Source organism: Paenibacillus sp. FSL H7-0942 (assembly GCF_045040715.1).
GTDB lineage: Bacteria > Bacillota > Bacilli > Paenibacillales > Paenibacillaceae > Paenibacillus > Paenibacillus amylolyticus.
Genome location: NZ_CP150279.1, coordinates 926,456 through 952,321 on the forward strand (window position 1 = coordinate 926,456; position 25,866 = coordinate 952,321).

The window sequence follows — 25,866 nt, forward strand, 5'->3', positions numbered from 1 at the left end:
ACACGAGGATTGGGAATGGGAGAGATAAAAAGATGAAGTTAAAAGCAGGTTTGTATATCGGAATTGCGATGGTGTTCATTGTTGGAGGTTCACTTCTGGCTGTTAAAGGAAAGGATGCTGTAAGTCAGGCCGAGAGCAGTAAACAAGGCATACTTGAGGCAGAGCAAACGACATTATTTTATCAGAATAGTCCCGGGACGATTGCAGAGGTTGGTGTGTCTGCAGGTGACTCCGTGAAAGAGGGAGAGGTACTTTTCAAAGTGAAATCAGCGGGGGAGGGAGATAAGGAGGTACTTGCACCGTATGACGGGTTGGTTGACCGAGTTGCTGTAATACAGGGAGATCAAGTCCAAGCAGGAGTCCCGCTAGCAGTTGTGCAAAAGAATACGTATTACACCGACCTTTACATACAGGAAAGTGAAATTCAACAGCTTGAAGTGAATCAAAGCATTGATGTTCATTTCCCTTATTTGGATCAGCCAACGCAGGTGAAGGGGAGTATTATTTCCATCTCAACTGCTCCTCAGTTTGCGAACTTGCGTATGTCGCGGGAAAAAGGGCAAGCCGATTTGAGCATGTTTCTGGTCCGAATATCGATGGATTCGAATACCGATTTGCTTCCGGGGATGACAGCAGAGGTGAAACTTGATGAAATCACTGATTGACGAATGGAAGTACGTCGCGGACAGTAAGTATATACGGCTGATTTTAATTGGGCCAATGATTGCAGCCCTATTTTTTGGATTAATGTTCTCGCAGAATCAACTTAATAAATCACCAGTTGTGGTTATTGATGAGGATCATAGCGAATATTCACGGCAATTGATCTCCAAGATAAATGCGTCACAATATATGAGCGTCAAAAGCGTATATGTGAGCCGAATGAGTCCTGAAACATTGCTTGCCAACGAGCAGGCTGTAGCGGTCATTATGCTTCCCAATCAGTTGGGATTGCGTCAACAACAAGGGAAATCGACAAATATCGGCATCTTGATGGATAACACGATGCCCTCGGGGTTAACCGGTATTCGCACTGCGATTCAGGAGATCATCCAGACAGAGAATATGACCCTTTCCATGACAAGTCTGATCCAAAAGGGTATGGATGCCGAGACAGCTAAAGGAATCGTGTCACCGTTATCCCTTCAGCAGCGGGTGCTGTTTAATCCAACCTCCAGTTATGTCGGTTTTATGGTGCTTGGATTTGTAAATATCGTAGTATTGATGATTACGACAAGCGCGGCGGGCTCAATTGTACCCCGGCTTCGTCAGGAAGGGAAACTGTTTGCAAACGGAAGGTCACCTTTCCAGCTATGGGTTCGGAGTGTACCTTACACTGTGTTGAGTTCGCTTTCGCTACTTCTATCCTATGGATTATTAAAGCAGGTGGGGGGAATGCGGTTTGAAGCAGAGGCTTATCTTTTTATCATTCCGTTAGTTGTTTATGCTTTTGCCTTGTCACTCATGGGTATGCTGATAGGATACACTGCCAAAGAAATGTCGAAAGTAAGCCTACGAACCAGTTTTGTATTGTATCCCTCCTTTCTGGCTACGGGAATTCAACTAACGCCACTGGCGTTCCCAGAACCGTTCCAAATGTTCGCATGGGCATTACCCATGAACTGGCTTAACCGTCTGATTCGTGGAATGGCGTTTAGGGACGGAGCGCTGACAGCCTATAGTCAGGAGTTGGGGGCATTGCTGATTATTATTGGCGGAGTGTCCTTGTTTATAGGATTACTGTTTCTGCGGGAAACAAGGAAAGTTTCTTCCAGCAGAGCACCCCTGTTGAATACGGATATATTGCCGAGCAGTAGTTAATTATTTAAGAATTGTTAAACAACGAAAAAAGGCGCACGGGAGTCATTCCTGTTGCGTCTTTCTGTTTTCTTTTAAATCTCATTCGTGCTCCCATACGGCGAGCTATTTTCCATATTCAAAAATGGATCGTGATAAAGAGGGAAATACCATAGATTGTTTCTCATTAATCGTCATCATTATATGATATAATTTCTCACTGAGAGTACAGAAATGGAGAGCAAGAACGGCTTGATCCAGCTACTCCATAGCTGCGCCCATTTGTGACCTACTGCTCAGATGAAGACTTCCAAGGGAGCACTGGCTTTTAGGATATAGAGCTGCACGCAGATAAAATTATATATTGTGGGAGTTGTCTAACGAATCATGAATAAAAAAGAAGTCGCGCATATACGCAAGCAATTTAAACTCGATCACGATCTACTGAATATTTACGATATTCTCAATGTGTATATTACGAAGGAAACGAATGAGGTATATCATTGGGAGCGTCACCCGTTCGAACTGGTGGACAGAGAGAAGCAGGAGCTGTACATGGGCAATTTCAAAAAATTGCTGACAGGTGATTTAGATCAGAAGTTGTTTGAGTTGAAGTTCCAGGAAGCGGCGGAGGATCCAGCACAAGTATTGCTTCACCAGGCGCTGGTAACAGGTGATCCGGATGAATGGCAGGATCTGATGCTGCTGCTCGTGGATCGAATGTTAGTGGATGCGAAGTTTGAGCGGGACATGGTAGCTACGTTTGTGCGTGGACAGTATTATCTGCCGACCAAGGCTAGAAACGAAGCCACGGAAGAGAGTGAGAAGAATGAGGTGTTCGCCCATCCGTTCATTCTGTGCAGCGTGAATTCCACGGAGAAACAGCGGAAGACACTCTTGTTTGATTACGTGGAGAGAGAATTTAAATACAACATTATTGTAGATCCGATTATCAAATTAAGCACGCCAGAGCAAGGATTCTTGTACCCTAGCGTGACGGACAACTACTCCGATGTGAATCGTGTACTGTATTGTACAGGGAAATCTAATTTCCCGGATCCGCATTTTGTTGAAAATGTATTGAATGGAGAAAGATCCGTTACCGCACTGGAAGAACGGGCGATCTTCGAAGATATCGTGAAGGAAGTGGCCGGTGAACAGCTCGATTCAGCCACAATTGCACATGTATACGAGGAGATCAACCGAGTCATCGAGATTAACGAAGAGTCCCATGAGGAAGAACCTCCGAAGCTGGATTATAAAGATCTGGAACGTGTACTGACCGCAAGCGGTATAGAGGATCTGACAACGGAGAAAGTGGAACGGGCCTTCGAAACCATCGTTGATAACAAGAACTATGAGATGAAGGCAACCAGTGTTATGCCGAAGTTTACGTCCAAGTCCATTAAGATTGAGACCAAGGTTGCTACGATTTCGGTTAGCCCGCAAGACCTGAGATATGTGAAGCAGGTAAATTATCAAGGCAGACGTTGCATCATGATTGAAGTGGACGAAGATGTAGTGATTGAAGGCTTTACCCTTAATACAGAAAAACTCATAAATGAGTAATTGATTCTAGACAATGATGATGTAAAATCATCAGTTATGGACGAATAAACGTCCATTTATTGCAAAAAGCCCAAGCCAAAAGCAACACTGAACTGCTCCCTGTCATAGTAGACCGTAGAAGACTACGATGGGAGCAGTTCATTATCGCCAAGGCATGGGCTTTTTTGCTGTTTCATGACTGTCGCAGCAGTTGTTTGATATCCGCTGCCGGACTGGAGCCAAGCTCCTCTTTGAGCAATTCCTCCAGCACCAGATACTGTCGTTGCGCTTCGGTTCTTCGTCCAAGCGACAGATACAACAGGATGATCTCGCGATGAATATCTTCCCGAATCGAATCAATCTGGAGGATACGTTCAAAATAATACAGCGCCCGTAACGGCTCGCCTGCCTTCGCGTGATAGTGGGCCGCAGTTTCCATCGTCATGATGAAATCCAGTTCCAGCTGTCTGGACCACGCAAAAGCCCACTCATAATGCCTTCCTTTCAGAAGTTCACCCGTATACAACGTATCCATCCGCTCGAAGAGCTCGGGGCGATGTGCCGAGGCCTGACGCATCTGCCGGAACAAAGTTTCGAACTCGTACAGATCACAGTTAATCGCTTCCCGGTCGATACGGATACCGTTTCTGTCCTTGAGAATGATCGGCACGTCACTGTTATCACCGATGGCACGTCGCACGTAGTACAGTGTGGAATTGATGTTGGTCCAGGCTTTCTGCGGACTGAGGTCCTTCCATAACGTATCGGCCAAGGCATCGCGGGTGGTTGATTTGGTATACAGCAAGAATGCAAGTAACTCTTCGGTTTTGGGCGTTCTAAGCTTGATGGGACTGTCTGCTCCGGCACCGCCAAACACGGTGAATTCACCGAACAGACGAACGTTCAGTTTGGGTCCAGGCACCGCTGGTTCAGGTGTTGTCACGGACTTGTGAAGCTTTTCCTGCAACCGTTTGATGCTGCGGTTCAGTCGCTCAGCCGTGACCGGCTTGATGACGTAATCGATGACCTCTTTGTCGAAGGCCTGCACCGCATATTCCTCATAACCGGTCACCAGCACGATTGGAAGCGAAGGTTGATGTTTACGCAATTCACCAATGAGTTGCATACCCGAGATGCGAGGCATCGTAATGTCCAGAAATGCCGCATCGAAGCTATTCTCTGCCGCATATTCACAGGCTTCCTCCGGGTCATGAAACGCACGAGATACCTCAACTTCTCCGCTTTCTGTCAAAATGCGATTCAGTCGCTTCAGCGACAAATCCTCATCGTCCACGATGATGACTTTCATCTTCATGTTTCATAACCTCCGTTCCCATCTGTGCTTAGACGTTGATTTGGAAGATCAAAGGTAATCCGCGTTCCCTCGCCGTCCAGACTTTCCATCTGAAGGTGTCTGCCATACAGCAGGTTCAACCGGCTGGAAATATTCCATAGTCCAACACCGTTACTGCCGTCCGTGGATTGCCGAATTTCGTCCATCCGTTGCTTGGTTATGCCGATTCCGTTGTCCTCGATGGTGAACCGTGTTTCCGTATCATTCAGGTTGCGGATAGACAACATGACCCGACCACCGCGAATGCTGGACATCAGCCCATGCCGAATCGCGTTTTCGATCAGGGGCTGTAACGTGAGCGGTGGAATGTCCATATTCCGGTTCACGTCCGCATCCACATCGATAATGACCTCCAACCTTGAGCCAAAACGGGCTTGCTCTATGGATACATATGCCTCGATCATCTCCAGTTCGTTCATTAGGCTAGTTTTTGAGTCCAGATGTTTAAAGTGCACACTCCGTCGTAAGTAACTCGATAATTGCAAAATCAATTGTTCTGCCCGATTCGGCGCATCCACACACAATTCGGCAATGGCGTTCAGGGCGTTATACAGAAAGTGTGGGTTCATCTGAGACCGCAAAAAAGATATTTCCGCATCTCGCGCAGCTTGCACGGATGTTTTCATCCGAGTCAAACCGCCGATCCGTGCCAGCAGTTCCTCCGATTCGAACGGCTTGGATACAAAATCATTGGCGCCTTTCTCCAAGGCCAGCTTCAATTGATTGGCTTTATTACTCGCCGTCAGCATGAGTACAGGCAACTCGGAAGGAGAGAAGCGCTCCCTGATCCGTTCCAGCAATTCGTAACCCGACATGTCGGGCATCATGATATCAGCAATGACGAGATGCACGGCAGGTAGTTTGTCCAGCAGCTCCAGTACTGAAGGTGAGCGTGAAGTGACTGCATAACTGTATCCTTCCAGCTTCAAGAGATTAACAATCGTCTGCAAATTAGCCGAGTCGTCATCCACAACGATGATCCATTCGTCTTTATTCCCTTGTACAATCGTTGGTTCTTCGAACCGGAGTAGCCGATTACCAGGACCTGTAGGAGCGATGGTAAGTGGCATGACGTTGGAACGTTTCTCTCCTTTATTCTCTGCCAGCGGAAAGGTCAGGATGAACGTAGCACCCATGCCGGGTGCTGATTCCGCATGAATGGTTCCGCCATGCAGCTCGACCAGCTTGCGTGTAATGCTTAGTCCTAGACCGGTGCCTCCAGCAACGACTGGCCCCGTATCCGCTTCTTGCTCGAACGGCAGGAAGATATGTTCCAGCTTGTCCGTACCGATACCACGGCCGGTATCCACAATGCGTATTTCCGCTTTGCCTTGCACAACCGCCGCTTTGATGCTTACCGTGCCACGTTCCGTGAACTTAACGGCATTGCCGATCAGATTATGCAAAATCTGAATCAGTCGATTGCCGTCTGCATAGATCGGCGGGAAATGCGCCGGGATGCGGTTGATAAGCTCCACCTTTTTCGCGCCAAGCAGGAAGGAGTGCATACGCATGACCGATTCGACAAACGAGTACAGATCGGTCGAAGACCGGTGGAGCGGGATGTCGCCATGTTTCATTTTCGAATAATCCAGTAATTCATCGACCAGATAGGTTAATCGTCTGCCACTTCCCGTCACGATCGCGAGATTGTGCGCTTGCTCATCGGTAAGGGGACCTTCTGCGCCTTTAAGCAGGCTTTCACTGATGTTAACAATCGCGTTCAGCGGTGTTTTGAGCTCATGCGAAGTATTGGACAGGAAGTCGTCCTTCACCTTGTCCAGCAAGAGCAACTGATCTTTGAGAGTGCGGACCGTACGATAGGCCTCGAAGAACCGAAGCACCGCTAGAAACAGCATCAGGATGCTGAATAGGACAATGGAAGCCTGTCCGATGTTCATATTTTCCTTGAGCGAGATCGAGAAGAGATTAATGTCCAGACAATACAGCATGATGCTTAAGAGAGCTGCGTACCACAGAAAAGTAGACAGCCGTTCGCCCTTCTCACTAGTTAGGAACTGTTTTGCACATTGATACAGCAACCAGATTAACAGCAACGTGTACATAACGACGACGTAAGGTGCAGCCAGCCCATAGATGGAAATAGGCAGGAGCGCGACCATACATAAGTATGCTCCAAAGATGATCAGGATCACCGCCGTGAGCATACCGGACAGGATGCCTGTTTTGAATCGGTAGAAGTAAAAGGTTAACAGACCCAGACATGCCACGGAGCAGAAATCTTTTAATTTATAGAGTGTGCTAAAGGAGATTTCCGTGCCCGCCATGGATAACACACGTTCGCTGATCATGCCGTTATAAAGTGCATACAGCAGACAGATTAGACCAATCAGCAGCAGGGAATCGTCTCTGTTTCGGTAGAGTGCAGACCCTAGGTAACTGATGAGGAATATGATCGAAATGGTACCCAGTACAGCAAGCGTGCCAAATTCGATAGCTGTGTTGAATTGATGTTTTTTCAGCATGGCTGCTTGTTCGCCAAAAAAGAGTGGACCCGGAATGCCAGAGTCCGTGTAATCGTAATTAGCCACCCGAATCAAAATCTCAATGTCACCGCCATGATAGGGGAAAAAGCCAATCTGGGGGGAGTTGCCTGGTCGGTAACCTGCGGATTTTGCCACGGCATGCCCGTCTTCCAGCAGCTTGTTGCCATTAATGTAGATCTCGCTGGCAAAACGGATGTTCATTTTTTTGATCGCCAGTGTTCCCTCAACAGGTGCATTACGCAGTACCAGTCGATACGTGGCGAAGCCGTGGGTTGGCAGTCGTTCACCATCCACTTTAAGTCGATTCCAGGAGCCGGGAACGGTTGCATAGGTGTCGGGTGCTTTCGTTGGACCAGCCTGATTCGATGTTGCAGATTCGTCAGGAAGCAATCGCTCCCAGTAAAATTCCCACTCCCCGTCCAGCTTGATCCGCTCGTCTTGTTCAGGGTCCCAGGCCGAGAGGTCCAGAACACCTTGACGGGCATGAAGCGCAGCAGATTGTGGTTCTCTGATCGTTGACAGCAGCAGTACGGTAATAGCGAGTACAACAGTCAGGACAACGCCTGAAATTTTTAATAACACGAAATGCTGCTCCTTTAGAGATTGTTCAATCCTTTGGTAGCTTCGGACAAAATCTCTTGTATTCTATCGGCATTGTAGCGAATATCTCTGGGGGGTGCAATCATATTTCGACAAATTCCTTCATACCCACCCCGTGAATTCCAATATTGAGGCTTTTGCAGACTGTGCTTCTGTATGAGCGCCTTTGCGCCAGGCTTTAGGCGATTCGCCCATCAGTTTGGCGAAGCAGCGGTTAAAGCTGGAGATGGATCGGAAGCCGACCTGCTCAGAGATGGACAGAATGGAGGCCTCGGTGCTTTTTAATCGTTTGCATGCCTCTTCAATCCGGGTACTGTTCAGAAAATCAAGCGGCGTGGTTCCCATAATTTCATGGAACTTGCGGCGAAAATGCGTTGTACTCAGATGACACAGATCAGCGAGGTAATCGATGGTCACAGGCATCATATAGTTTTTGGTGATAAACTCCAGCACGGGTGAGATGACCAAGTCACCTTGGAGGTCTCTTTCCCGTTCGTGATCCTGAGATGACAAGCGTTCGCTGCTCGCATGAATTCGAAGCAGTTCGATATATAGAGACATCAACAAGCCGTACGCGCTCTCCCGATAGTAGGGGGACTGCTGCTTCATTTCTTCAACGATTGAAGTTGCGAGCATATGAATTTTGGGATGCTGTTCCTTATTCAGAATGCAATTGGTTCCCTGAATCGCCCATAGATTCGGTTCAATGTGAGTTTGTGCTCTTTTGAGCGAATGACGAAAGAGTTCTTCCGGTGAAAAAAAGATATAAGCCCACAGGCTGGCGTTATCAGGTGAACTGTATGTGGTATGCGGAAGATATCGGGGAATGAACGTGATGTCCCCTGCTCGAAAAGGCACAGATTCTCCCTTAATCTCCATGATCCCCCCATCTGAATAACAGATGCCAATCTCCATGTGGTTATGGAAATGAAGATGCTCACTCTTGATATCGGATATTCTCCAGCGGTCTCCACTGAGTAACAGGACAGGGAAATCAATGGGCAGGCTATAGTGACGATATTCAATGACAGGTTTCTTCGGTTTGGGCATTTTCGAGGACTCCTATGTATAAATGATTGAAATTGCACAGTTTTGTTATGAATATGCTTAGATTGTGACTATTTTACTGCGTACAATGGAATAAGTAAAGCGTTTACATTAATGGACGGACACCTCTCAGGGCGCACTTGGGGGCGTGTGCACAGGGAGAGGGGAATAACAATGCTTCAAGTGAAATATGACAGGGATCAGATTCTACACGTAATCGAGAACGTTACCAAGAAAACACTGGATATGGATCTGACATGGGATTGGCCCGGTGGAGTGGCTTATTATGGTGTATCCAGAGCCTATCAAACGACAGGCAACCAAGAGATTCTGGACAGACTGGTGAAATGGGCAGACGAATATATCGAGCTGGGTCTGCCAAGTTGGACGGTGAATACATGTGCCATGGGCCATGTGCTCATCACTTTATATGAAGAAACCGGGGATCAGAAATATTGGAACATTGTCCTCAGCAAGGTTGATTATCTCCAGAATCATGCGCTTCGTTTTGGAGACAATGTGCTTCAGCATACGGTATCGGTTTCCAATGATTTTCCGGAACAGGCTTGGGCGGATACCTTGTTTATGGCGGCATTTTTCCTGCTCCGCGTAGGTAGCAAATTAAAAGACGAAGCCATGATTCAGGATGCGCTGAATCAGTATTACTGGCATATCAAATACCTGCAAGATCCGAGCAGCAGTCTGTGGTATCACGGTTATAACAATATCAACAAGGACCATATGTCCGGATTTTACTGGGGAAGAGCGAACGCTTGGGGAGCCTATACCATGTCTCAGGTGAAACCTCAGCTCAACGACTGGTACTTGTATCCCCAATGTATGGACGTAGAGTGTGCCCTTCGTGATCAATTGGCGGCTCTCAAGCTGGTGCAGACCGAGAATGGCTTGTGGCGTACCGTTTTGGATGACGAAGAATCGTATGAAGAGGTGTCAGCCTCCGCGGGTATTGCAGCAGCGATGATCAATAACGGCAATCCACTGCATACCAAATACGTGCAAAAGGCATTGGAAGGCATCCTGAACAACATTAGCGAAGATGGACGGGTGCTTGGTGTATCTGGCGGTACGGCGGTAATGAAGGATCGGGATGGCTATCGCAATATACCAAAAGACTGGATTCAGGGCTGGGGTCAGGGCCTGGCACTCGCTTTTCTGTCCGATATGTTGAGATAGGGAGGGAACCCAATTGTCCAAATTAACCAAAGGCTCCTTTACACTACCGGGAGAATCCGGTTATGAAGCACTGACGCTTGAACTTGCCGACCGCTGGGGTGCCGATGTGATCCGTGACAGTGACGGTACAAAATTGTCCGATGAGATTATTAATGCCGGATACGGCATCTATTCAACCATTTGCATTATTCGGGATCATAATGAGTGGGCATCCCGTAATCTGGATAAGCTGCAGCAATGTTTTCTAATAACGAATCCAAAGGTTGCTGTCCAAGATTATGTATCCATCTATCTGATGGAGGACTTCTTCGCTGAACAATTCAGGGTGAATGATTCGAAAGAAGCGTTTAAGTATTGGCAGGTGTACGACCGAACGACTGGGGAAGAAGTTCCTAGAGGACAGTGGAATTATGAAAGGGAATCTGGCAATGTTGTCATTACCGGCGTTGCTCCTTGGCATAAATACACGGTGAGTTTCATGGTTTATCGGATATGGGAAGAGATTTCCATGTACAATCACACGACGAATAATTGGGACAAAGAGCATCTGATGCAGATTGACCCGATCTATACAGACACCCAAACCTATTTGCTGGATTGGATGGAAAAGTGGTGCCAAGAACACCCGGAAACAACCGTTGTACGTTTTACGTCCCTATTTTATAACTTCGCCTGGATCTGGGGCAGTGATGAGCGGAATCGCCATCTGTTCTCGGATTGGGGTTCATACGATTTCACGGTAAGTTCGAGAGCGCTGGATCTGTTTGCTCAAAAATATGGGTATTCACTCTCCGCCGAGGACTTTGTAAATGGCGGTAAATATCAGGTCACTCATATGCCTGCGGATCAGCGCAAACTGGACTGGATGGCATTTATCAATGATTTTGTCATTGAATTCGGTAAAAAGTTAATTGATATTGTACACAAACATGACAAGCTGGCGTATGTCTTCTATGATGACAGCTGGGTGGGCATGGAGCCGTATAATGATCGCTTTGAGGAATTTGGATTCGACGGCATGATCAAATGTGTGTTCTCCGGTTACGAGGCAAGAATGTGCTCCGGCGTTAAGGCTGATACCCATGAGATTCGCTTGCATCCCTACTTGTTCCCAGTTGGCTTAGGCGGGCTTCCTACCTTCAAAGAGGGAGGAGACCCTACCCTGGATGCGAAGAAATACTGGATTAATATCCGGCGTGCGCTGCTGCGTGAGTCGATTGACCGGATTGGACTGGGTGGATATTTGCATCTGGTTGAGCCTTACCCGGACTTTGTGGATTATATCGAGAAGATTGCCCATGAATTCAGGGAAATGAAAGAGCTACATCAGGCTGGAAAGCCTTATCAGATCAAGACAAAGGTAGCCGTGCTGCATAGCTGGGGCAAGTTAAGATCGTGGACCTTGTCCGGTCATTTTCATGAAACGCATATGCATGATCTGATTCATGTGAATGAGGCATTAGCCGGGTTGCCTGTTGACGTGCAGTTTATTGATTTTGATGATATTCGTCAGGGCGCATTGAAGGATATAGATGTCGTCATCAATGCCGGCTCTGCAGGTTCAGCATGGAGCGGTGGAGAGCACTGGAGTGACCACAAGTCTGTGGACTTATTGACACAATGGGTATATGAGGGTGGTACCTTTATTGGCATTAACCAGCCTTCGGCAATGGACGGGTACGACAGCTTTTTCAGAATGGCTCATGTGCTTGGGGTGGATGAGGATACAGGTGCAAGGGTTGTTCATGGAAAATGGTCGTATGAGGTTAATGATGAGTATGGTTTGGTGCCTGAGGGGGCCAGCATACTTCCGAAAGATAACATTTATCTTACTGATGGATCAGCAGCTGTAGTGAGTGAAACGGATGGTCAGATCACACTGTCCACACATGCTTTTGGAAAAGGAAAAGGGATCTACCTGCCTTCCTTCGAATTCAGCTGGGAAAATACAAGACTACTTCTGAATTTGATTCGATTTGCGGGCAATGAATTCCATGAAACAAAGTACATCACGGATAACTTGTATACTGAGTGCGCCTATTACCCCGAGAGCAACATATTGGTTGTGATCAATAATAGCAATCAGGTTCAGTCCACGACGATCAATACAGAGCATGAAAAACAGACCGTGGAATTGGAGCCGTATGATACGGTGATCACCAAAATTGGTTTAACAAAATCGGTATCCCCATAGAATAATGACTCGATAGACCGTATTCCTTAACCAGGGAGCGGTCTATTTTAGTTATTAGGGCGTGTCTGAAAACTCTGAAGAAAGCAGATTTTATCGTACGGATATTACTTTATAGTTTTAACACTATTTAGTAGAATATTTAAATAAGGATAGGGATCATGAGCCCTAATATATTATTGTTTTCATCTTTTTAAAGGAGAGAGTGCCCTAATGTACAGTTATAAATTGTTGGACAAAATAAGCATGGAGACACTTCACGAGGCGTTTGTGGATGCGTTCTCCGACTATCAGGTTAAAATGGATTTGCCTTTTTGGAAGTTTCAACAAATGCTCCAACGAAGGGGTTATCACCCCGAAATATCTATGGGAGCCTTTAAAGATGAGAGAATGGTCGGATTTGTTATCAATGGACTTCGAAGCTGGAATGGAAAGACAACTGCATATGATCTTGGGACAGGCGTTGTAAAAGATTGCAGGCGGCAAGGCATTACAAGCGATCTGCTCTTGAATATTCAAAAGCTGTTAAAAGAAAAAAATGTAGAGCACTATTTGCTGGAAGTCATCCAATCCAACGAATCTGCAGTTCAACTGTACAGTAAACAAAACTTCAAAATTCAAAGGGAATTTTCATGTTTCCAGTTGCAAAAAGATCAATTCATACCGCAAACGACCTCCACGGTGGAATGTGTGGAGAGAATCGATTTGGAGCAGTTTAAGGAATTTTGGGATGTGGAGCCCTCCTGGCAAAATTCAATTGATTCCATCTACGCTGTACCGGAGGCTTTTATCTATGTGGTAGCACGTCAGGATCACAGCATTGTTGGTTATGGCATTATAGATCAAAAAACAGGTGATATTCCACAGCTTGCAGTGAACCAAAATTACCGGGGCAAAGGTATTGCAAGCAGCATCCTGACAGAGATGGTCCAACGCACAGAATCGCCTAGAATCAGTGTCCTCAATGTGGAGTCTCATCTGAAACCGATGCAAGATTTCCTCTTGGTCAAATCAGGTTTTGCATATCATGTGGGCCAGTACGAAATGCTCTTGAAATTATAACGTGATCGTCGTTTCGACTTAAGATCAGATCGGGTTCAAACGAAAATATGTGGGGTGTTAGCGTCTGTCTTGTTGGACCAGTTGAACGGGAGGTTGAATAAAGGCTTCCCGGAAATCCTGGATTGCAGTATCCAACCCATCCTGTACTCGTTATAATAATGTTGATATATGACATGGTTAGAGGAGACAAAGACATAACATGAGCCGAAAGACATACTGTAAGCGTATTCAGTTTCTGGATGATTGGAGTCTCAAAACCAAGTTGTACATATTGTTCATTTTTTGTGTGCTGGTCCCGGTCCTGGTCACAAATACCGTGTTTTACCAAAGTATCAAAGGTAATATTGAAGAGAAGGAGCATAGCCGATTCAATGAAATGCAGCAAAGGATCAAGTTCAACCTGCGGAACAGTATAGACAATAGCTTGTATGTGTCCAATTTTCTCTATACCGATGGAACGCTGAACCGGTTCATGGAGTTCAAGTATCGCGATCAGGAAGACTATTACTCTGCCTACTATGATATGCTTAGCAACAACAATCTGGTCAGGTACTATTACAGCTACCAGCAGGTGAATCAAATTATGTTTTATGTTGGCAATGATACCTTCGTCAATGGAGGAAACTTCATTAAGCTGGATGATGAGGTGAAGAAAAGTGATTGGTATCAAGCGCTGATGAACACGAGCGACCATATCATGATCTATTCGTATTTTGACAAACAACAGGCGGAGATGTCGCAAAGTCAGGGAGGACGCAAAGTAAGCATTATTCGTAAGCTGGATTACTTTGGGGAGCAACAGGTTGAAAAGGTGTTAAAGGTAGATCTGGACTACGCTTTCATCAACAAATCGCTTAAAAATGAGGGAGCAAATGGGAAGGTGTATGTCGTTTCGGATGGCAGGGTCATTTTCTCGAACGATTCAAAAATGAATCAGATGCGCAAGCCATTTAATCTGATTGCAAACAGTCCAATTGACCCTGTTCAATCCATGCAATCGATTCCCGTCGTATCCGAGGATTGGCAGATTATTGTCAGTACGGAGAAACTGGACGTTCTGTCGGAGATTGTTAATTCAAAGATTAATTTGACTCTACTAATCATTCTTAATCTGTTGGTGCCGACACTGCTAATCTGGTTGATATCCAGATCACTGGTCATCAGAGTTGATCGGATAGCGAAGCACCTGGATCAAGTGAAGCATGAGAAATTTGAAGTGATATCGGGACCTGTGGGCAAGGACGAGATCGGCAGCCTGACCCATAGTTATAACATGATGGTCATCAAGATCAAGAACCTGATTGAGATTGTGTTTAAGGGTCAGGTGGAGCGGCAAGCCCTTGAGCTCTCCAAAAAGCAGGCGGAGCTGAAAGCCCTTCAGAGTCAGGTGAATCCCCATTTCATGTTCAACACGCTTGAAACGATCCGTATGCGGAGCTTGATCAAGGACGAGCTTGAAACCTCCGATGTCATTCATAAACTGGCACTGCTGTTACGTCAGACGATCAATTGGGGCGACGATCTGATTACAATTGCAGAGGAAATCAATTTTGTGGAGAGTTATCTGAGTATCCAGCAGTATCGCTTTGGCGAAAAGCTGCAATTCGCAATCCGGATCACAGACGAATCCATTGCTGCCATGATGATACCAAAGCTCACCGTCCTCACCTTTGTGGAGAATGCTTGTATCCATGGCATTGAGGGGACGTCGAATGATGGGGTCGTGGAGGTATTATTCGAAATTCGAAGTAAGGATCTGTACATTTCCATTCGAGATACCGGAGTCGGTATGGATCAGGACAAGCTGGCCTCGCTCCGCAAAATGATGCAAGACCCGAGTATGGATCGGATGAGCGAGCTTAGCAGCATTGGTATGATGAATGCATATATTCGGCTGCGGATGTATTTTGATGATTTCGTTCAGGTGCACATATTCAGTGAAAAGGGGAAAGGAACAACGATTGGCATTCAAATTCCTCTTATGCAGGCATCTCAAGAATAAGGAGCGAGGATATGATCAACGTGCTGATTGTGGACGATGAGCCATTTATTCGCCAAGGACTTCTATTGTTAATTGATTGGGAGTCTTACGGATTTCAGATTTGCGGTCAGGCTTCCAATGGCATGAAGGCATTGGAGTGTATACGCGCTATGCAGCCCGATCTGGTGATTTCCGACATTAAGATGCCGGAAATGGACGGATTGCAGCTTGCCCAAACCTTGTACGAGCAATATAGCGGTGACATCAAGCTGATTCTTCTTAGTGGATTCTATGAGTTCGGATACGCCAAGCAGGCAATTAAATATCAGGTGGATGACTATATTCTCAAGCCTATTGTGAAGACCGAACTGGTTCAGGTGCTTGAGGAGTTCAGAGTCGCATTTAATGAGCGGACGGAAGAGAAGCGATATCAGCAAAAAAAAGATCGGATTATTATGGCTCAGCATATGCAGTCAATTTTGCTTGGGGTGGCTGAGGAGGATGCTGTTACGAGCCTACAGTCCCACTATCAAGATGCCGGCATACTGCGTTGCATCCTGATTGAGGCGGAAGCTGGTCCAGAACAGGGAACGGATTGGTGCGCTCGGGTTGAGGCATGGGTGGGCAGGCCCTTGCCGGGACAAATTTTGAAGCCGTTCACAGGTGATAAAAATGCGGTTCTGCTCATGGTTACGGACCTGATGGTGAACCGTGAGGCAGTGACCTTGGAGCAATATTTGACCCGATTACATGCCGATCTGAGCCATGGTCAAGAGGCGGCTATTGCTTGTTATGTCGGGAAGGAAGTATATGAGTTGGAGGCGCTGCATGAGTCTTATCAATCCTGCGGCATAATGAAAAGCTTACGTTTCTTCACCACTTGCAGGCCCATTTATTATTTCGAACTTATGGATACGACCCTATTTGTTAATCCGCCGGGACAGTTCGAAAAACAATTGTTTGATGGGCTTGTTAAGTCTATTGAGGAACAGCAGACGGATGAGTTATATAGTCATGCAAAGGCCATTTTTCAATTTTTTCTGGATGAGCGAATCGAGCCTGGTATTGTCCGCATCCACTTGCATTATTTGGCATACACATTGCTGGATCTCGTGAATAACGATACGGTTACTCCAGATTCCGGGCTGATGGAATCGACTTTTCTGAAGGTGAACTACGCGATGTTATCCATGGAGGAAAACATTGAACATTTATGCGGATTTTCGCTCATGTGCGCAGAGAAACTGAAGGAGCAGCAAAAGTCAAATGCGATGGGCGTATTAGCCAAAATCGAGGCCTTCATTCACGAGCATTACAGAGAAAATATCAGCCTGAAATTGCTCGGGGAGCAGTTTTACATGAATAGTGCATATCTGGGTCAGATTTTCAAAAAGCATTTCTCGATCAGCTTCAGTGATTATTTGAATCAATTGCGTATTGAGGAAGCCGCCCGGCTGTTGCGCAGAACAGATCAAAGAGTATACGAAATCGCAACAATGGTGGGATATCGGGATTCCGATTACTTTATTAGCCGGTTCGAGAAACTCATGGGGGAGACTCCTGCACAATATCGTAAAAGTGCCCATGCTGCGTACTCTCTTGATTAACATCCTGCACTCCTTGACGGAGCGGCGGGATATTTTTTTTCGCAGATGCTGGAATTAGTGGGATTCCATCTATAGTTTATCCCGTTGAGAGGGGCATGGAAGCATGATAATTTTAAGTCAGCCTTTGGAAAGCGCTTTCCAAAAAGCTTCTGTCAATATAATCGATGGAGGGGTCATGATGAAAAAGGATGTTAGAAAAAGAATCAAGTATAGTGCTCTGCTCGCTTTAATACTGGTCATCGCACTCGCTGGATGTACACCGGGATCGTCCTCGAAAGGGGAAAAGACAGCAGATGGAAGGGAATTGAAACAATTTTCCGCATTTTTTGCCGTACCAGGAAAAATTGCGCCTGACGATAATCGGGTGTTAAAGGCTATTGAGGAGAAAACAGGCGTCAGAGTAACGATGGACTGGCTTACGGGCCAAACAGCCAAAGAGCGGATTGGTGTACTCATTGCAGGCGGCGAATATCCCGATTTTATCGATGGGAGTGATGGTACTCAGCAACTGGTAGCAGCAGGGGCGTTAGTACCACTTGAGGATTACATCGATAAATATCCAAACATCAAAAATTACCTGGGCGAAGACTGGAAGAAGATGAAAAATACGACGGATGGACATATCTACTTCATTCCTCAATTCGGCAATATACAAGAAAAGTCGATGAAAGTATCCCATGACGGAGAAGCATTCTGGATTCAGAAGGCCGTACTGGAGTGGGATAATTATCCGACAATCAAAACGCTTGACCAATACTTCGACTTGATTGAACGGTATAAAGCAGCTCACCCGACCGTTGATGGTCAGCCAACCATTGGATTTGAAATTATCTCCTATGACTGGCGTTATTTCGCACTGGAGAACCCTCCGCTCTTCATGGCTGGTTATCCGAACGAAGGCGCAGCCATCGTTGATAAAGAAACACTGACGGCCAAAAACTATAATACCATTCCGGAAGCGAAGGCATATTTCAAGAAGATCAATGAGGTATATCATCAAGGTTTGGTCGATAACGAAACCTTTACAGCAAACTATGATCAATATATCTCCAAAATTTCAACCGGACGTGTGCTGGGCATGGTGGATCAAGGATGGCAGTTCCTTGACGCCGAGGCATCACTCGTGAAGCAAAAATTGTACGACAAAACCTATGTACCGTTGTCCATTACACTCTCCGAGGATGTTAAAGGGCGTTATCAGAACAATCCAATCCTTAACGTGAATGGTGGCCTGGCCATTACAAAGAGCTGCGAGGATATCGAGGGAGCACTTCAATATATTAATGATTTGCTGGACCCTGAGATGGAGGTATTGAGAACCTGGGGACAGGAAGGCGTGGATTACCAAGTAGATGACAAAGGCGTGTTCTCCAGGAATGAAGAGCAACGTGCGAATTCCAAAGATCCGGACTGGGTGCTGGCAAACACGGGAAGCCCGTTGGTCTATTTCCCGCATCATGAAGGCATGACCGCTGACGGGAAAAATGCCCTTGACCCTAAGGAGCAGCCGGAGGAGTATCTTGCTACATTGAATGACATCGACAAAAAAGTGCTGAAGGCTTATGGATATACGAAGTTTACCGACTTCCTTGAGCCTGCGGAGGAAAATGAACCGTGGTTCCCAATCTATACCTATAATTTTGAACCGAATAAACCGGAGACCATCGCCAGACAGAAAATGGACGATGTAAAACGCAAATGGCTGCCCAAAGTGATTATGACTTCACCAGCCGAATTTGATAAGGCTTGGGAAGAATATCAAGCCACGCTCAAGGAAAGTGCAGATATTAAAGCGTATGAAGATGCGCTGACGGAAGAAGTCCGCAGACGTATGGAACTGTGGGGATAAAGGCCTGTCACACAGAAAGGCTATGGGGAACCCCGTAGCCTTTCTTACACGCTAGATTGGGAGATTGGATAGGAATGGAATCGATTCACCCAGACTGGGTGATATAGATAAACTCGTAAGCAAGGAGAGAAAAACATGGCCAAAAAGGAGTTGCAGCCTTCGTTAAAAACCAGCCATATCCCTGCGGGAACAAGCTGGATCGGGTACAACCTGTCCAGAATGAAAAGTCAGCGACAATTAATGTGGATGTCATTTCCGTTTATTGCGTTTATCGCTATTTTTGCGTATGGACCATTATGGGGCTGGTTGATGGCGTTTCAGAATTATAGACCGGGCATTGGTTTTATGGAGCAGGATTGGGTTGGGGTGGATCATTTTCGAACGTTATTCACGGACCCTACATTTTTACGTGTCATTCGCAATACGCTGGCGATGAGCCTGATCAGTCTGTTTCTGGGATTTGTCGGCTCAATTGGTCTGGCGCTCTTATTGAATGAACTGCGAATGGTATTGTTCAAACGCGTGGTACAGACGGTTTCCTACCTTCCACATTTCCTGTCGTGGATCATCGTAACAGGTATTGTTGCGAATGTATTATCAACGGAAACAGGAATAGTGAATGTGCTGTTGACGAAATTGGGCCTGATTGATGCACCGATCAATTTTTTTGCCGAACCAAAGTACTTCTGGGGTATTGTAGGTCTGTCCAGCATGTGGAAGGAAATTGGCTGGGGCACGATTATTTATCTGGCGGCCATGGCGTCGATTAATCCGAGCTTGTACGAGGCAGCTTCCATCGACGGAGCCGGACGGTTTCGTAAAATGTTCAATGTCACGCTTCCAAGCATCAAACCAACGATTATTATCCTGCTTATCATCAACGTTGGTAACGTACTGAACGCGGGTTTTGAGATTCAATACTTGCTGGGGAACGGACTTGTGCAGGATGTATCCGAGACGATCGACATTTTTGTTTTGAAATACGGGATTAATCTCGGCAACTACTCACTTGCCACCGCAGCAGGCATTTTCAAAAGTGTGGTCAGTCTGGTGCTCATATTTATCGCCAACGGGATTGCCAAGTCTCTTGGTGAAGAGCGATTGATATGATAAGGGGGCAGAGCTGTGAAACGATTTAGTAGAAACCGAAGCTTAGGAGACTCTATTTTTTCTATAACCAATGGCATATTTATGTTGCTTGTCATGGTTGTTACGTTATATCCTTTTTTAAACACCATTGCCGTATCTTTCAATAACGGGCTGGATACGATCCGCGGGGGGATCTATCTCTGGCCGAGGGAATGGACGCTGCAAAATTACGTCTCCGTATTCCAAAACCCGAATCTGACACAAGCCGCATTTGTTTCGGTCGCCAGAACCGTGGTGGGAACGGTTGTACAGCTGTTCTGTACAGCCATGCTGGCCTATGTGCTGAGCCGCAAGGAGTATATGTTTAACAAATTGGTCACAACGCTGTTTGTCATGACGATGTATTTCAGCGGCGGCTTAATTCCGGGATACATGCTGATCAAACAAGTGGGGCTGCTGAACAGCTTCTGGGTATACATTATTCCCGGGTTGATCGGGGTGTTCAACATGATCGTCATTCGTACCTACATTCAGGGACTGTCGGAGGGATTGATTGAATCCGCGAAGATGGATGGAGCCGGAGATTTTCGGATTTTCATGCGTATCGTGCTTCCCCTATCCAAACCGGTTCTGGCTACGGTTGCACTGTTTATTGCTGTAGGTCAGTGGAACTCCTGGTTTGACTCCATGTTGTACACGGCGGGAAATCGGAATTTGACCACCTTGCAGTATGAGCTGATGAAATTGTTATCCTCTGCGACCTCACAGGGGGGGACCGTCAACGTGGATTCATTCAAAAATGTAACCAACATGGTGACGCCTGTATCCATTCGGGCAGCAATCACGGTTGTGACGGCAATGCCGATTGTTTTACTGTATCCGTTCTTGCAAAAATACTTTGTGACTGGACTAACCATTGGAGGGGTAAAAGAATGAAGAATACAACTCAAAGCGAACAATGCACGTTTAACAATCCGATTATGCCCGGGTTTTATCCAGATCCGTCCGTATGCCGGGTGGGTGAAGATTTTTATCTGGTGACATCAACATTTGCCTATTTTCCTGGCGTTCCGATCTTTCAGAGCCGTGATCTAGTGAATTGGAAACAGATTGGAAATGTGCTGGACCGCCCTTCGCAATTAAATCTTCAGGGAGCAGGCCATTCACAGGGGATATTCGCTCCAACGCTTCGGTATCATGAAGGCACCTTCTATATGATTACAACTAATGTATCACATGGCGGCAATTTTGTTGTAACCGCTACCGACCCGGCTGGGCCATGGTCTGATCCTTATTTTATTGAAGGCGCAGAAGGCATAGACCCTACAATTTTCTTCGATGATGGCAAAGCGTATTACCTTGGTACACGTCCTTGCTCCGAGGGAGTTCGTTACAATGGGAACTGGGAAGTGTGGCTGCGGGAGTTGGATCTGGGCAGTATGAAACTGGTGGGAGACAGTTACGTTCTGTGGCGCGGGGCGATGGTGGATGTCATCTGGCCGGAAGGCCCGCATCTGTATAAGATCGATGAGTATTACTATTTATTGATTGCAGAGGGAGGCACAGGGCCAAACCATGCCGTGACCATTGCTCGTAGCAAAAGTTTGACCGAAGGATACGTCGGGAATCCGAATAATCCAATCATTACACATCGCCATTTGGGTAAACGTTACCCTGTTGTTAATGTAGGACATGCCGACTTGGTGCAGGCTGCGAATGGTCAATGGTTCATGGTCATGCTTGCTTCGCGTCCATATGGAGGGAGCTATAGCAACCTGGGGCGGGAGACGTTCCTTGCTTCTGTCGTTTGGGAGGACGGATGGCCTGTTGTCAATGAGGGCCGCGGAATCCTGGAGGAGCAGGGCACGTTGGATTTGAAGCCTGTTCCGGTAGAGCCGCAACTGCGTTTTGACCATTTTGACAGTGATAAACTGGGCTTGCAATGGATGTTCCTGCGCAATCCTCAGGAGGATCTCTATTCATTAACCGAACGAAAAGGATACTTGCGACTGAAGCTGAAACCGCAAACATTGAAGGAAAAAGAAAATTCCAGCTTTGTTTGTCTGCGTCAAAGGCATATGGATTATGTCGCAGCTACAGCGATGGAATTTGTGCCCGGGAATACCAACGAAACGGCTGGTCTTGTCGTCATTCAGAACGATCTATATCACGTACGGATTGAGCGTGCTCTGGCGGATAAACAGCAGGTGCTGCGTGTATTGACCTGTATAGATGGTCAGGATACCCACATAGCGCAAATCGCACTGGAGGGTGATGTATCGCGGGTGTATATCAAACTGGCCGCAACAGGTCAGCAACTAAACTTCTATTACAGCACAGATGGAAGTCAGTATCATCTGGTGGCGGAACAGGTGGATACAAGCAGCTTGAGCACCGAAGTAGCCGGCGGCTTTGTTGGCTGTTGTATCGGAATGTTTAGCAGCAGCAACGGTACTTCTTCCGATCAGGTAGCGGACTTTGACTGGTTTGAATATGGTTCATATAAATAATATTTAGATGACAGAATAACAGCAAGAAAGCTCAATCCGGTGGCGGTAGTCCAGGAATTGAGCTTTTTTTCGTTCTTTTTGCCAAACGGCTATGGGGAGGCGTTACAGTTTATTGTCCAGCTTCATGTGCTGAGCTTTTTATGATGTTAACCATTTTACGCTGAGCATCCCTTGCTTCCGGAATCGGATAGAGGACAAAGACATGGTTCATTTTGGGGTAAACGTACGTTTGATGATCGATTCTTTGATCCGTCAGCAGTTTGTCGAGCTTCATATTATCAGGAAACAAACCCTCGTGAGTCCCGATAAAGATGCTGATTTTGCCCAGACCGGCGAAATCTCCGTAGATTGGACTGATTAACGGATCGTTCAACGGTTTGTCAGCTGCCCAGATCCGCCGGATGACATCATACCCTTCGACAGCGAGCATAGGGTCGCGGGTCTCGTAATCAAATATGACTGGATTGTCCAGCACCATATCCACACAAGGTGATAACAAGATGATATCTTTGGGCTGCGGGAGATCATGCATCTTCAGATAATGAGCCAAGGCTAGGGATATATTCCCGCCTGCGGAATCGCCCATAATGGTCAGTTGTGCCGGGTCGTCCACGGAGGCAAGCAGATCCCGGTATAGATTGAGCAGTTTCGGATACGTGTGCTGATAATTAAAATACGGAACCTTTGGATAGATGGGAGCAACAACTTTGGCATTCAGAGCCTGAGCCATGCGGTCCATGAATTTCCAGTGTAAAGACAGCGGCTGGTGTGTATGTGCCCCGCCATGAATGTAGAGAATGACCCTCTGTTCACGGGAATGCTGATCGTTTAATGTGAACACCTGCATGTCTTCATGGGAGCGATCTTTAATGGAAGATGACAGTTTTATTTTACCCAAGGTATAAGGTTTAATGTTTTCCAAGCCCATATGATCCAGGTGTTTTCGGGTAAGCTCGCGTGTTGAAAAAAATTTCTTGGTATCTAACGTTCCGATATATTTCTCGAATAGAAAGCTCGTCAACGAGCGTTTGTGATTATGGATATACATGTTCATTGAGGAATCACCCTTCCTGATGGAGTTCAGATATACAATCTGTTGAGACTATAAGAGAAGTATAAAGGTTGAAGTGTACTTCAAGGTCAATCTTAATTTTTCCATCAAACCGTTTACGGTTAGAGTAAAGCATGGTACCCGTTCTATGTTATGATATTTGCATCTTCAAAAGTTCGATTGAAGGGGCATAGCGTATGAATCAGAGCATACAACAGTTTAAAGCGGATTTTTTCAAAGCATTGGCACACCCGATGCGGATTCAGATTCTGGAACTGCTGAGTGAAGGAGCCAAAAACGTGAATGAACTGCAAAGCATTCTGGGATCGGAAGGCTCTGCCGTTTCACAGCAACTGGCTGTATTGCGCAGCAAAAACGTTGTCCACGGAATCAAAGAAGGGACAACCGTCACCTATTCGCTGCGTGATCCGCTGATTAAGGACCTGCTGGCAGTCACCAAACAGATTTTTGACAATCATCTGGTTGATGCCATTTCCATGCTGGAAGATATTCGTAAAGAGTCCTGACACAATAAACAAGAGCAACTGGGTGTAAGCTCCGGAGGTTCTTGTTTTTTTGTGTTAGGTTCCTGCTGGGATTGTGCGTAATCCGATTGACAGGACGTATGCAGGGGAGTAGTCTTTTAAATATATTCAAATATTCAAATATATGAAGAAAAGAAGGTTTTTGTACATGAAATGGATGGGGAGATATGCAGGGTACAATGCTGCCGCTTTTCGCAAGGATCTGTTATCAGGACTGATTGTAGGTATCATTGCGATTCCACTCGGTATGGCCTTTGCCATCGCTTCCGGGGTCAAACCGGAGTATGGATTGTATACCACAGTAATCGCAGGGATTCTCATTTCCTTGCTGGGTGGGTCCAAGTTCCAGATTGGCGGGCCAACGGGGGCATTCATTCCGATCCTATTTGCCATTGTGATGCAGTATGGATATGAGAATCTGCTGATCGCCGGAATGATGGCCGGTTTGATGCTTGTACTAATGGGCGTATTCAAGCTCGGGGCATTAATTAAGTTTATTCCAAAGCCGGTGACTATTGGTTTTACGGCAGGGATCGCCGTCATTATTTTTAGCGGACAAATAACGAACTTTCTAGGACTTCGAGGCATCGAGAAACACGAGGATTTCTGGTCCAATATGAAAGAAATCGGGATGCATATCTCGACGATTAATATATACAGTGTGCTTACAGCTGGAATCTGTCTGGCTGTTCTTCTGCTTGTGCCCAAGTTTGCACCAAAGGTGCCTGCATCACTGGTGGGGCTGGTTCTTTCGACGGTAGTCGCGGCGTTCTTTTTTGAAGGGCAGGTGGCTACAATTGGTTCGTCCTTTGGCGCCATACCTAACTCTTTGCCTCAGTTTCATGTGCCAGAGATCACTTGGGAGCGTATTGTGAACTTGCTGCAACCCGCTTTTGTCATCGCCATGCTGGGTGGAATTGAATCGCTGCTATCCGCAGTTGTTGCCGATGGCATGACCGGAAGTCGGCATAACAGCAATCGAGAGTTGATTGGGCAGGGGATTGCTAATATGGTGACGCCGTTGTTTGGTGGTATTCCTGCAACAGGAGCGATTGCACGCACAGCAACAAATATCAAATCCGGCGCAGTATCGCCATGGTCTGGCGTGATTCACGGTGTAGTGGTTTTGCTGGTACTTGTTCTCTTTGCGCCATATGCATCTCACATTCCTCTTGCCAGTATGGCTCCCGTTCTCATGCTGGTTGCCTGGAATATGAGTGAACGGAGATCCTTCATGCATGTCATGAAAACCAAAACGAGCGATTCACTCGTTCTGCTTATTACCTTTTTGCTGACCGTATTTACAAGTTTAACAACGGCTGTAGAGGTTGGGTTGATTCTGGCGGTCCTTTTATTTGTTAAACGGATGAGTGAGATGTTGAAGGTTGCCAAAGTACTACCCGATCCCGATCATAAACATGAGAAAGTCATGGCCCACATGGTTCGGGAAGGACATGACTGCCCGCAAATAAGCCTATACACAATTGAAGGGCCACTTTTTTTCGGCGCAGCGGATATGTTCGAGAAGTCGGTCATGGATTCGATTCATCGGCGACCAGGCACTCTGCTGTTGCGAATGGGTAAGGTGCCTTTTATGGATACAACAGGTGAATCCAATCTGGCCCGTGTTGTCAAACATATGGAGAGATCCGGGGGCAGGATTTTACTTTCAGGCATTCAGGCGCAACCGTTGGAGATGTTGAAGAGAACAGGTTTGATTGAACGGATTGGTCCGGATCATATGTTTGAGCACACGGGTGAAGCCATCAATTATGCATTATTGCATCTGGATGTTCAGAAATGTAGGGGGTGCACACATTTTGCCTTTCGTGAATGCGTTGCATTGTCGAGTGCTGGCACCGACCCAGAGTGTAATAACCTGCTGAAACCTGGAAAGCGAGTCAATGCAAATAGCCCTATCTAACCTGCTGATG

The 25,866-nt window shown here is 46.4% G+C and carries 18 protein-coding genes; 14 read left to right on the top strand and 4 right to left on the bottom strand.

Going from position 1 to position 25,866, the window contains the following annotated elements; genetic code table 11:
- Positions 1–32 precede the first annotated feature (32 nt).
- From MHI48_RS04255 to MHI48_RS04265, 3 genes are all read left to right on the top strand, one after another.
- Entirely contained in the window at positions 33–665 is a 633-nt protein-coding gene (locus MHI48_RS04255) for an HlyD family efflux transporter periplasmic adaptor subunit (RefSeq protein ID WP_036606016.1), read from the top strand.
- Positions 649–1,821 carry an ABC transporter permease gene (locus MHI48_RS04260; RefSeq protein WP_405143140.1) on the top strand — a complete coding sequence of 391 codons (1,173 nt, stop codon included), beginning with the start codon at positions 649–651 and terminating at the stop codon, positions 1,819–1,821. The genes MHI48_RS04255 and MHI48_RS04260 overlap by 17 nt, the downstream gene beginning before the upstream one ends.
- A gap of 363 nt (positions 1,822–2,184) precedes the next feature.
- Positions 2,185–3,366: a DUF4317 domain-containing protein gene (locus MHI48_RS04265; protein WP_211083093.1), complete on the top strand. Its 1,182-nt coding sequence runs from the start codon at positions 2,185–2,187 to the stop codon at positions 3,364–3,366.
- A gap of 172 nt (positions 3,367–3,538) precedes the next feature.
- Here the strand turns inward: MHI48_RS04265 and MHI48_RS04270 are convergent, their stop codons facing one another.
- The 3 genes from MHI48_RS04270 to MHI48_RS04280 all read right to left on the bottom strand — a co-directional run bounded on the left by MHI48_RS04270 (position 3,539) and on the right by MHI48_RS04280 (position 8,856).
- Complete coding sequence (locus tag MHI48_RS04270) at positions 3,539–4,660, bottom strand: response regulator (protein WP_340019254.1); 1,122 nt, start codon at positions 4,658–4,660, stop codon at positions 3,539–3,541.
- Positions 4,657–7,788, bottom strand: coding sequence for an ATP-binding protein (locus MHI48_RS04275; RefSeq protein WP_405143143.1), 3,132 nt, complete (start codon positions 7,786–7,788; stop codon positions 4,657–4,659). Before MHI48_RS04275 ends, MHI48_RS04270 begins: the two co-directional genes overlap by 4 nt.
- A 120-nt stretch (positions 7,789–7,908) precedes the next feature.
- Positions 7,909–8,856, bottom strand: a complete 948-nt coding sequence (locus MHI48_RS04280) for an AraC family transcriptional regulator (RefSeq protein ID WP_076329539.1) — start codon at positions 8,854–8,856, stop codon at positions 7,909–7,911.
- Between the two features lie 171 nt (positions 8,857–9,027).
- On the opposite strand from MHI48_RS04280, the gene MHI48_RS04285 reads away from it, so the two are divergent.
- The 9 genes from MHI48_RS04285 (at position 9,028) to MHI48_RS04325 (ending at position 22,336) form a co-directional block, all read left to right on the top strand.
- The gene (locus MHI48_RS04285; protein ID WP_076329538.1) at positions 9,028–10,047 is read left to right on the top strand and encodes a glycoside hydrolase family 105 protein; all 1,020 of its coding nucleotides are present in this window, start codon (positions 9,028–9,030) and stop codon (positions 10,045–10,047) included.
- Positions 10,048–10,060: 13 nt separating this feature from the next.
- Positions 10,061–12,241: a 1,3-beta-galactosyl-N-acetylhexosamine phosphorylase gene (gene gnpA / locus MHI48_RS04290; RefSeq protein ID WP_405143145.1), complete on the top strand. Its 2,181-nt coding sequence runs from the start codon at positions 10,061–10,063 to the stop codon at positions 12,239–12,241.
- Positions 12,242–12,451: 210 nt separating this feature from the next.
- On the top strand, positions 12,452–13,300 hold the full coding sequence (locus MHI48_RS04295) for a GNAT family N-acetyltransferase (protein ID WP_405143147.1): 849 nt from the start codon (positions 12,452–12,454) through the stop codon (positions 13,298–13,300).
- Positions 13,301–13,499: 199 nt separating this feature from the next.
- Positions 13,500–15,302, top strand: coding sequence for a sensor histidine kinase (locus MHI48_RS04300; RefSeq protein WP_405143149.1), 1,803 nt, complete (start codon positions 13,500–13,502; stop codon positions 15,300–15,302).
- An 11-nt stretch (positions 15,303–15,313) separates the two neighbouring features.
- Complete coding sequence (locus MHI48_RS04305; protein WP_405143151.1) at positions 15,314–16,888, top strand: response regulator; 1,575 nt, start codon at positions 15,314–15,316, stop codon at positions 16,886–16,888.
- Positions 16,889–17,063: 175 nt separating this feature from the next.
- Positions 17,064–18,737, top strand: coding sequence for an extracellular solute-binding protein (locus MHI48_RS04310; protein ID WP_249913522.1), 1,674 nt, complete (start codon positions 17,064–17,066; stop codon positions 18,735–18,737).
- Positions 18,738–18,872: 135 nt separating this feature from the next.
- Positions 18,873–19,847, top strand: a complete 975-nt coding sequence (locus tag MHI48_RS04315; RefSeq protein ID WP_036606005.1) for a sugar ABC transporter permease — start codon at positions 18,873–18,875, stop codon at positions 19,845–19,847.
- A 15-nt stretch (positions 19,848–19,862) separates the two neighbouring features.
- Positions 19,863–20,762 carry a carbohydrate ABC transporter permease gene (locus tag MHI48_RS04320; RefSeq protein WP_036668326.1) on the top strand — a complete coding sequence of 300 codons (900 nt, stop codon included), beginning with the start codon at positions 19,863–19,865 and terminating at the stop codon, positions 20,760–20,762.
- Positions 20,759–22,336, top strand: coding sequence for a glycoside hydrolase family 43 protein (locus MHI48_RS04325; protein ID WP_051449569.1), 1,578 nt, complete (start codon positions 20,759–20,761; stop codon positions 22,334–22,336). Before MHI48_RS04320 ends, MHI48_RS04325 begins: the two co-directional genes overlap by 4 nt.
- 109 nt (positions 22,337–22,445) lie before the next feature.
- Here the strand turns inward: MHI48_RS04325 and MHI48_RS04330 are convergent, their stop codons facing one another.
- Positions 22,446–23,390 carry an alpha/beta hydrolase fold domain-containing protein gene (locus MHI48_RS04330; RefSeq protein ID WP_405143154.1) on the bottom strand — a complete coding sequence of 315 codons (945 nt, stop codon included), beginning with the start codon at positions 23,388–23,390 and terminating at the stop codon, positions 22,446–22,448.
- Between the two features lie 194 nt (positions 23,391–23,584).
- On the opposite strand from MHI48_RS04330, the gene MHI48_RS04335 reads away from it, so the two are divergent.
- On the top strand, positions 23,585–23,914 hold the full coding sequence (locus MHI48_RS04335) for a metalloregulator ArsR/SmtB family transcription factor (RefSeq protein ID WP_017690603.1): 330 nt from the start codon (positions 23,585–23,587) through the stop codon (positions 23,912–23,914).
- Between the two features lie 166 nt (positions 23,915–24,080).
- Positions 24,081–25,856 (top strand): SulP family inorganic anion transporter, encoded by a 1,776-nt coding sequence (locus MHI48_RS04340; protein WP_405144582.1) that lies wholly within the window; start codon positions 24,081–24,083, stop codon positions 25,854–25,856.
- Positions 25,857–25,866 lie beyond the last annotated feature (10 nt).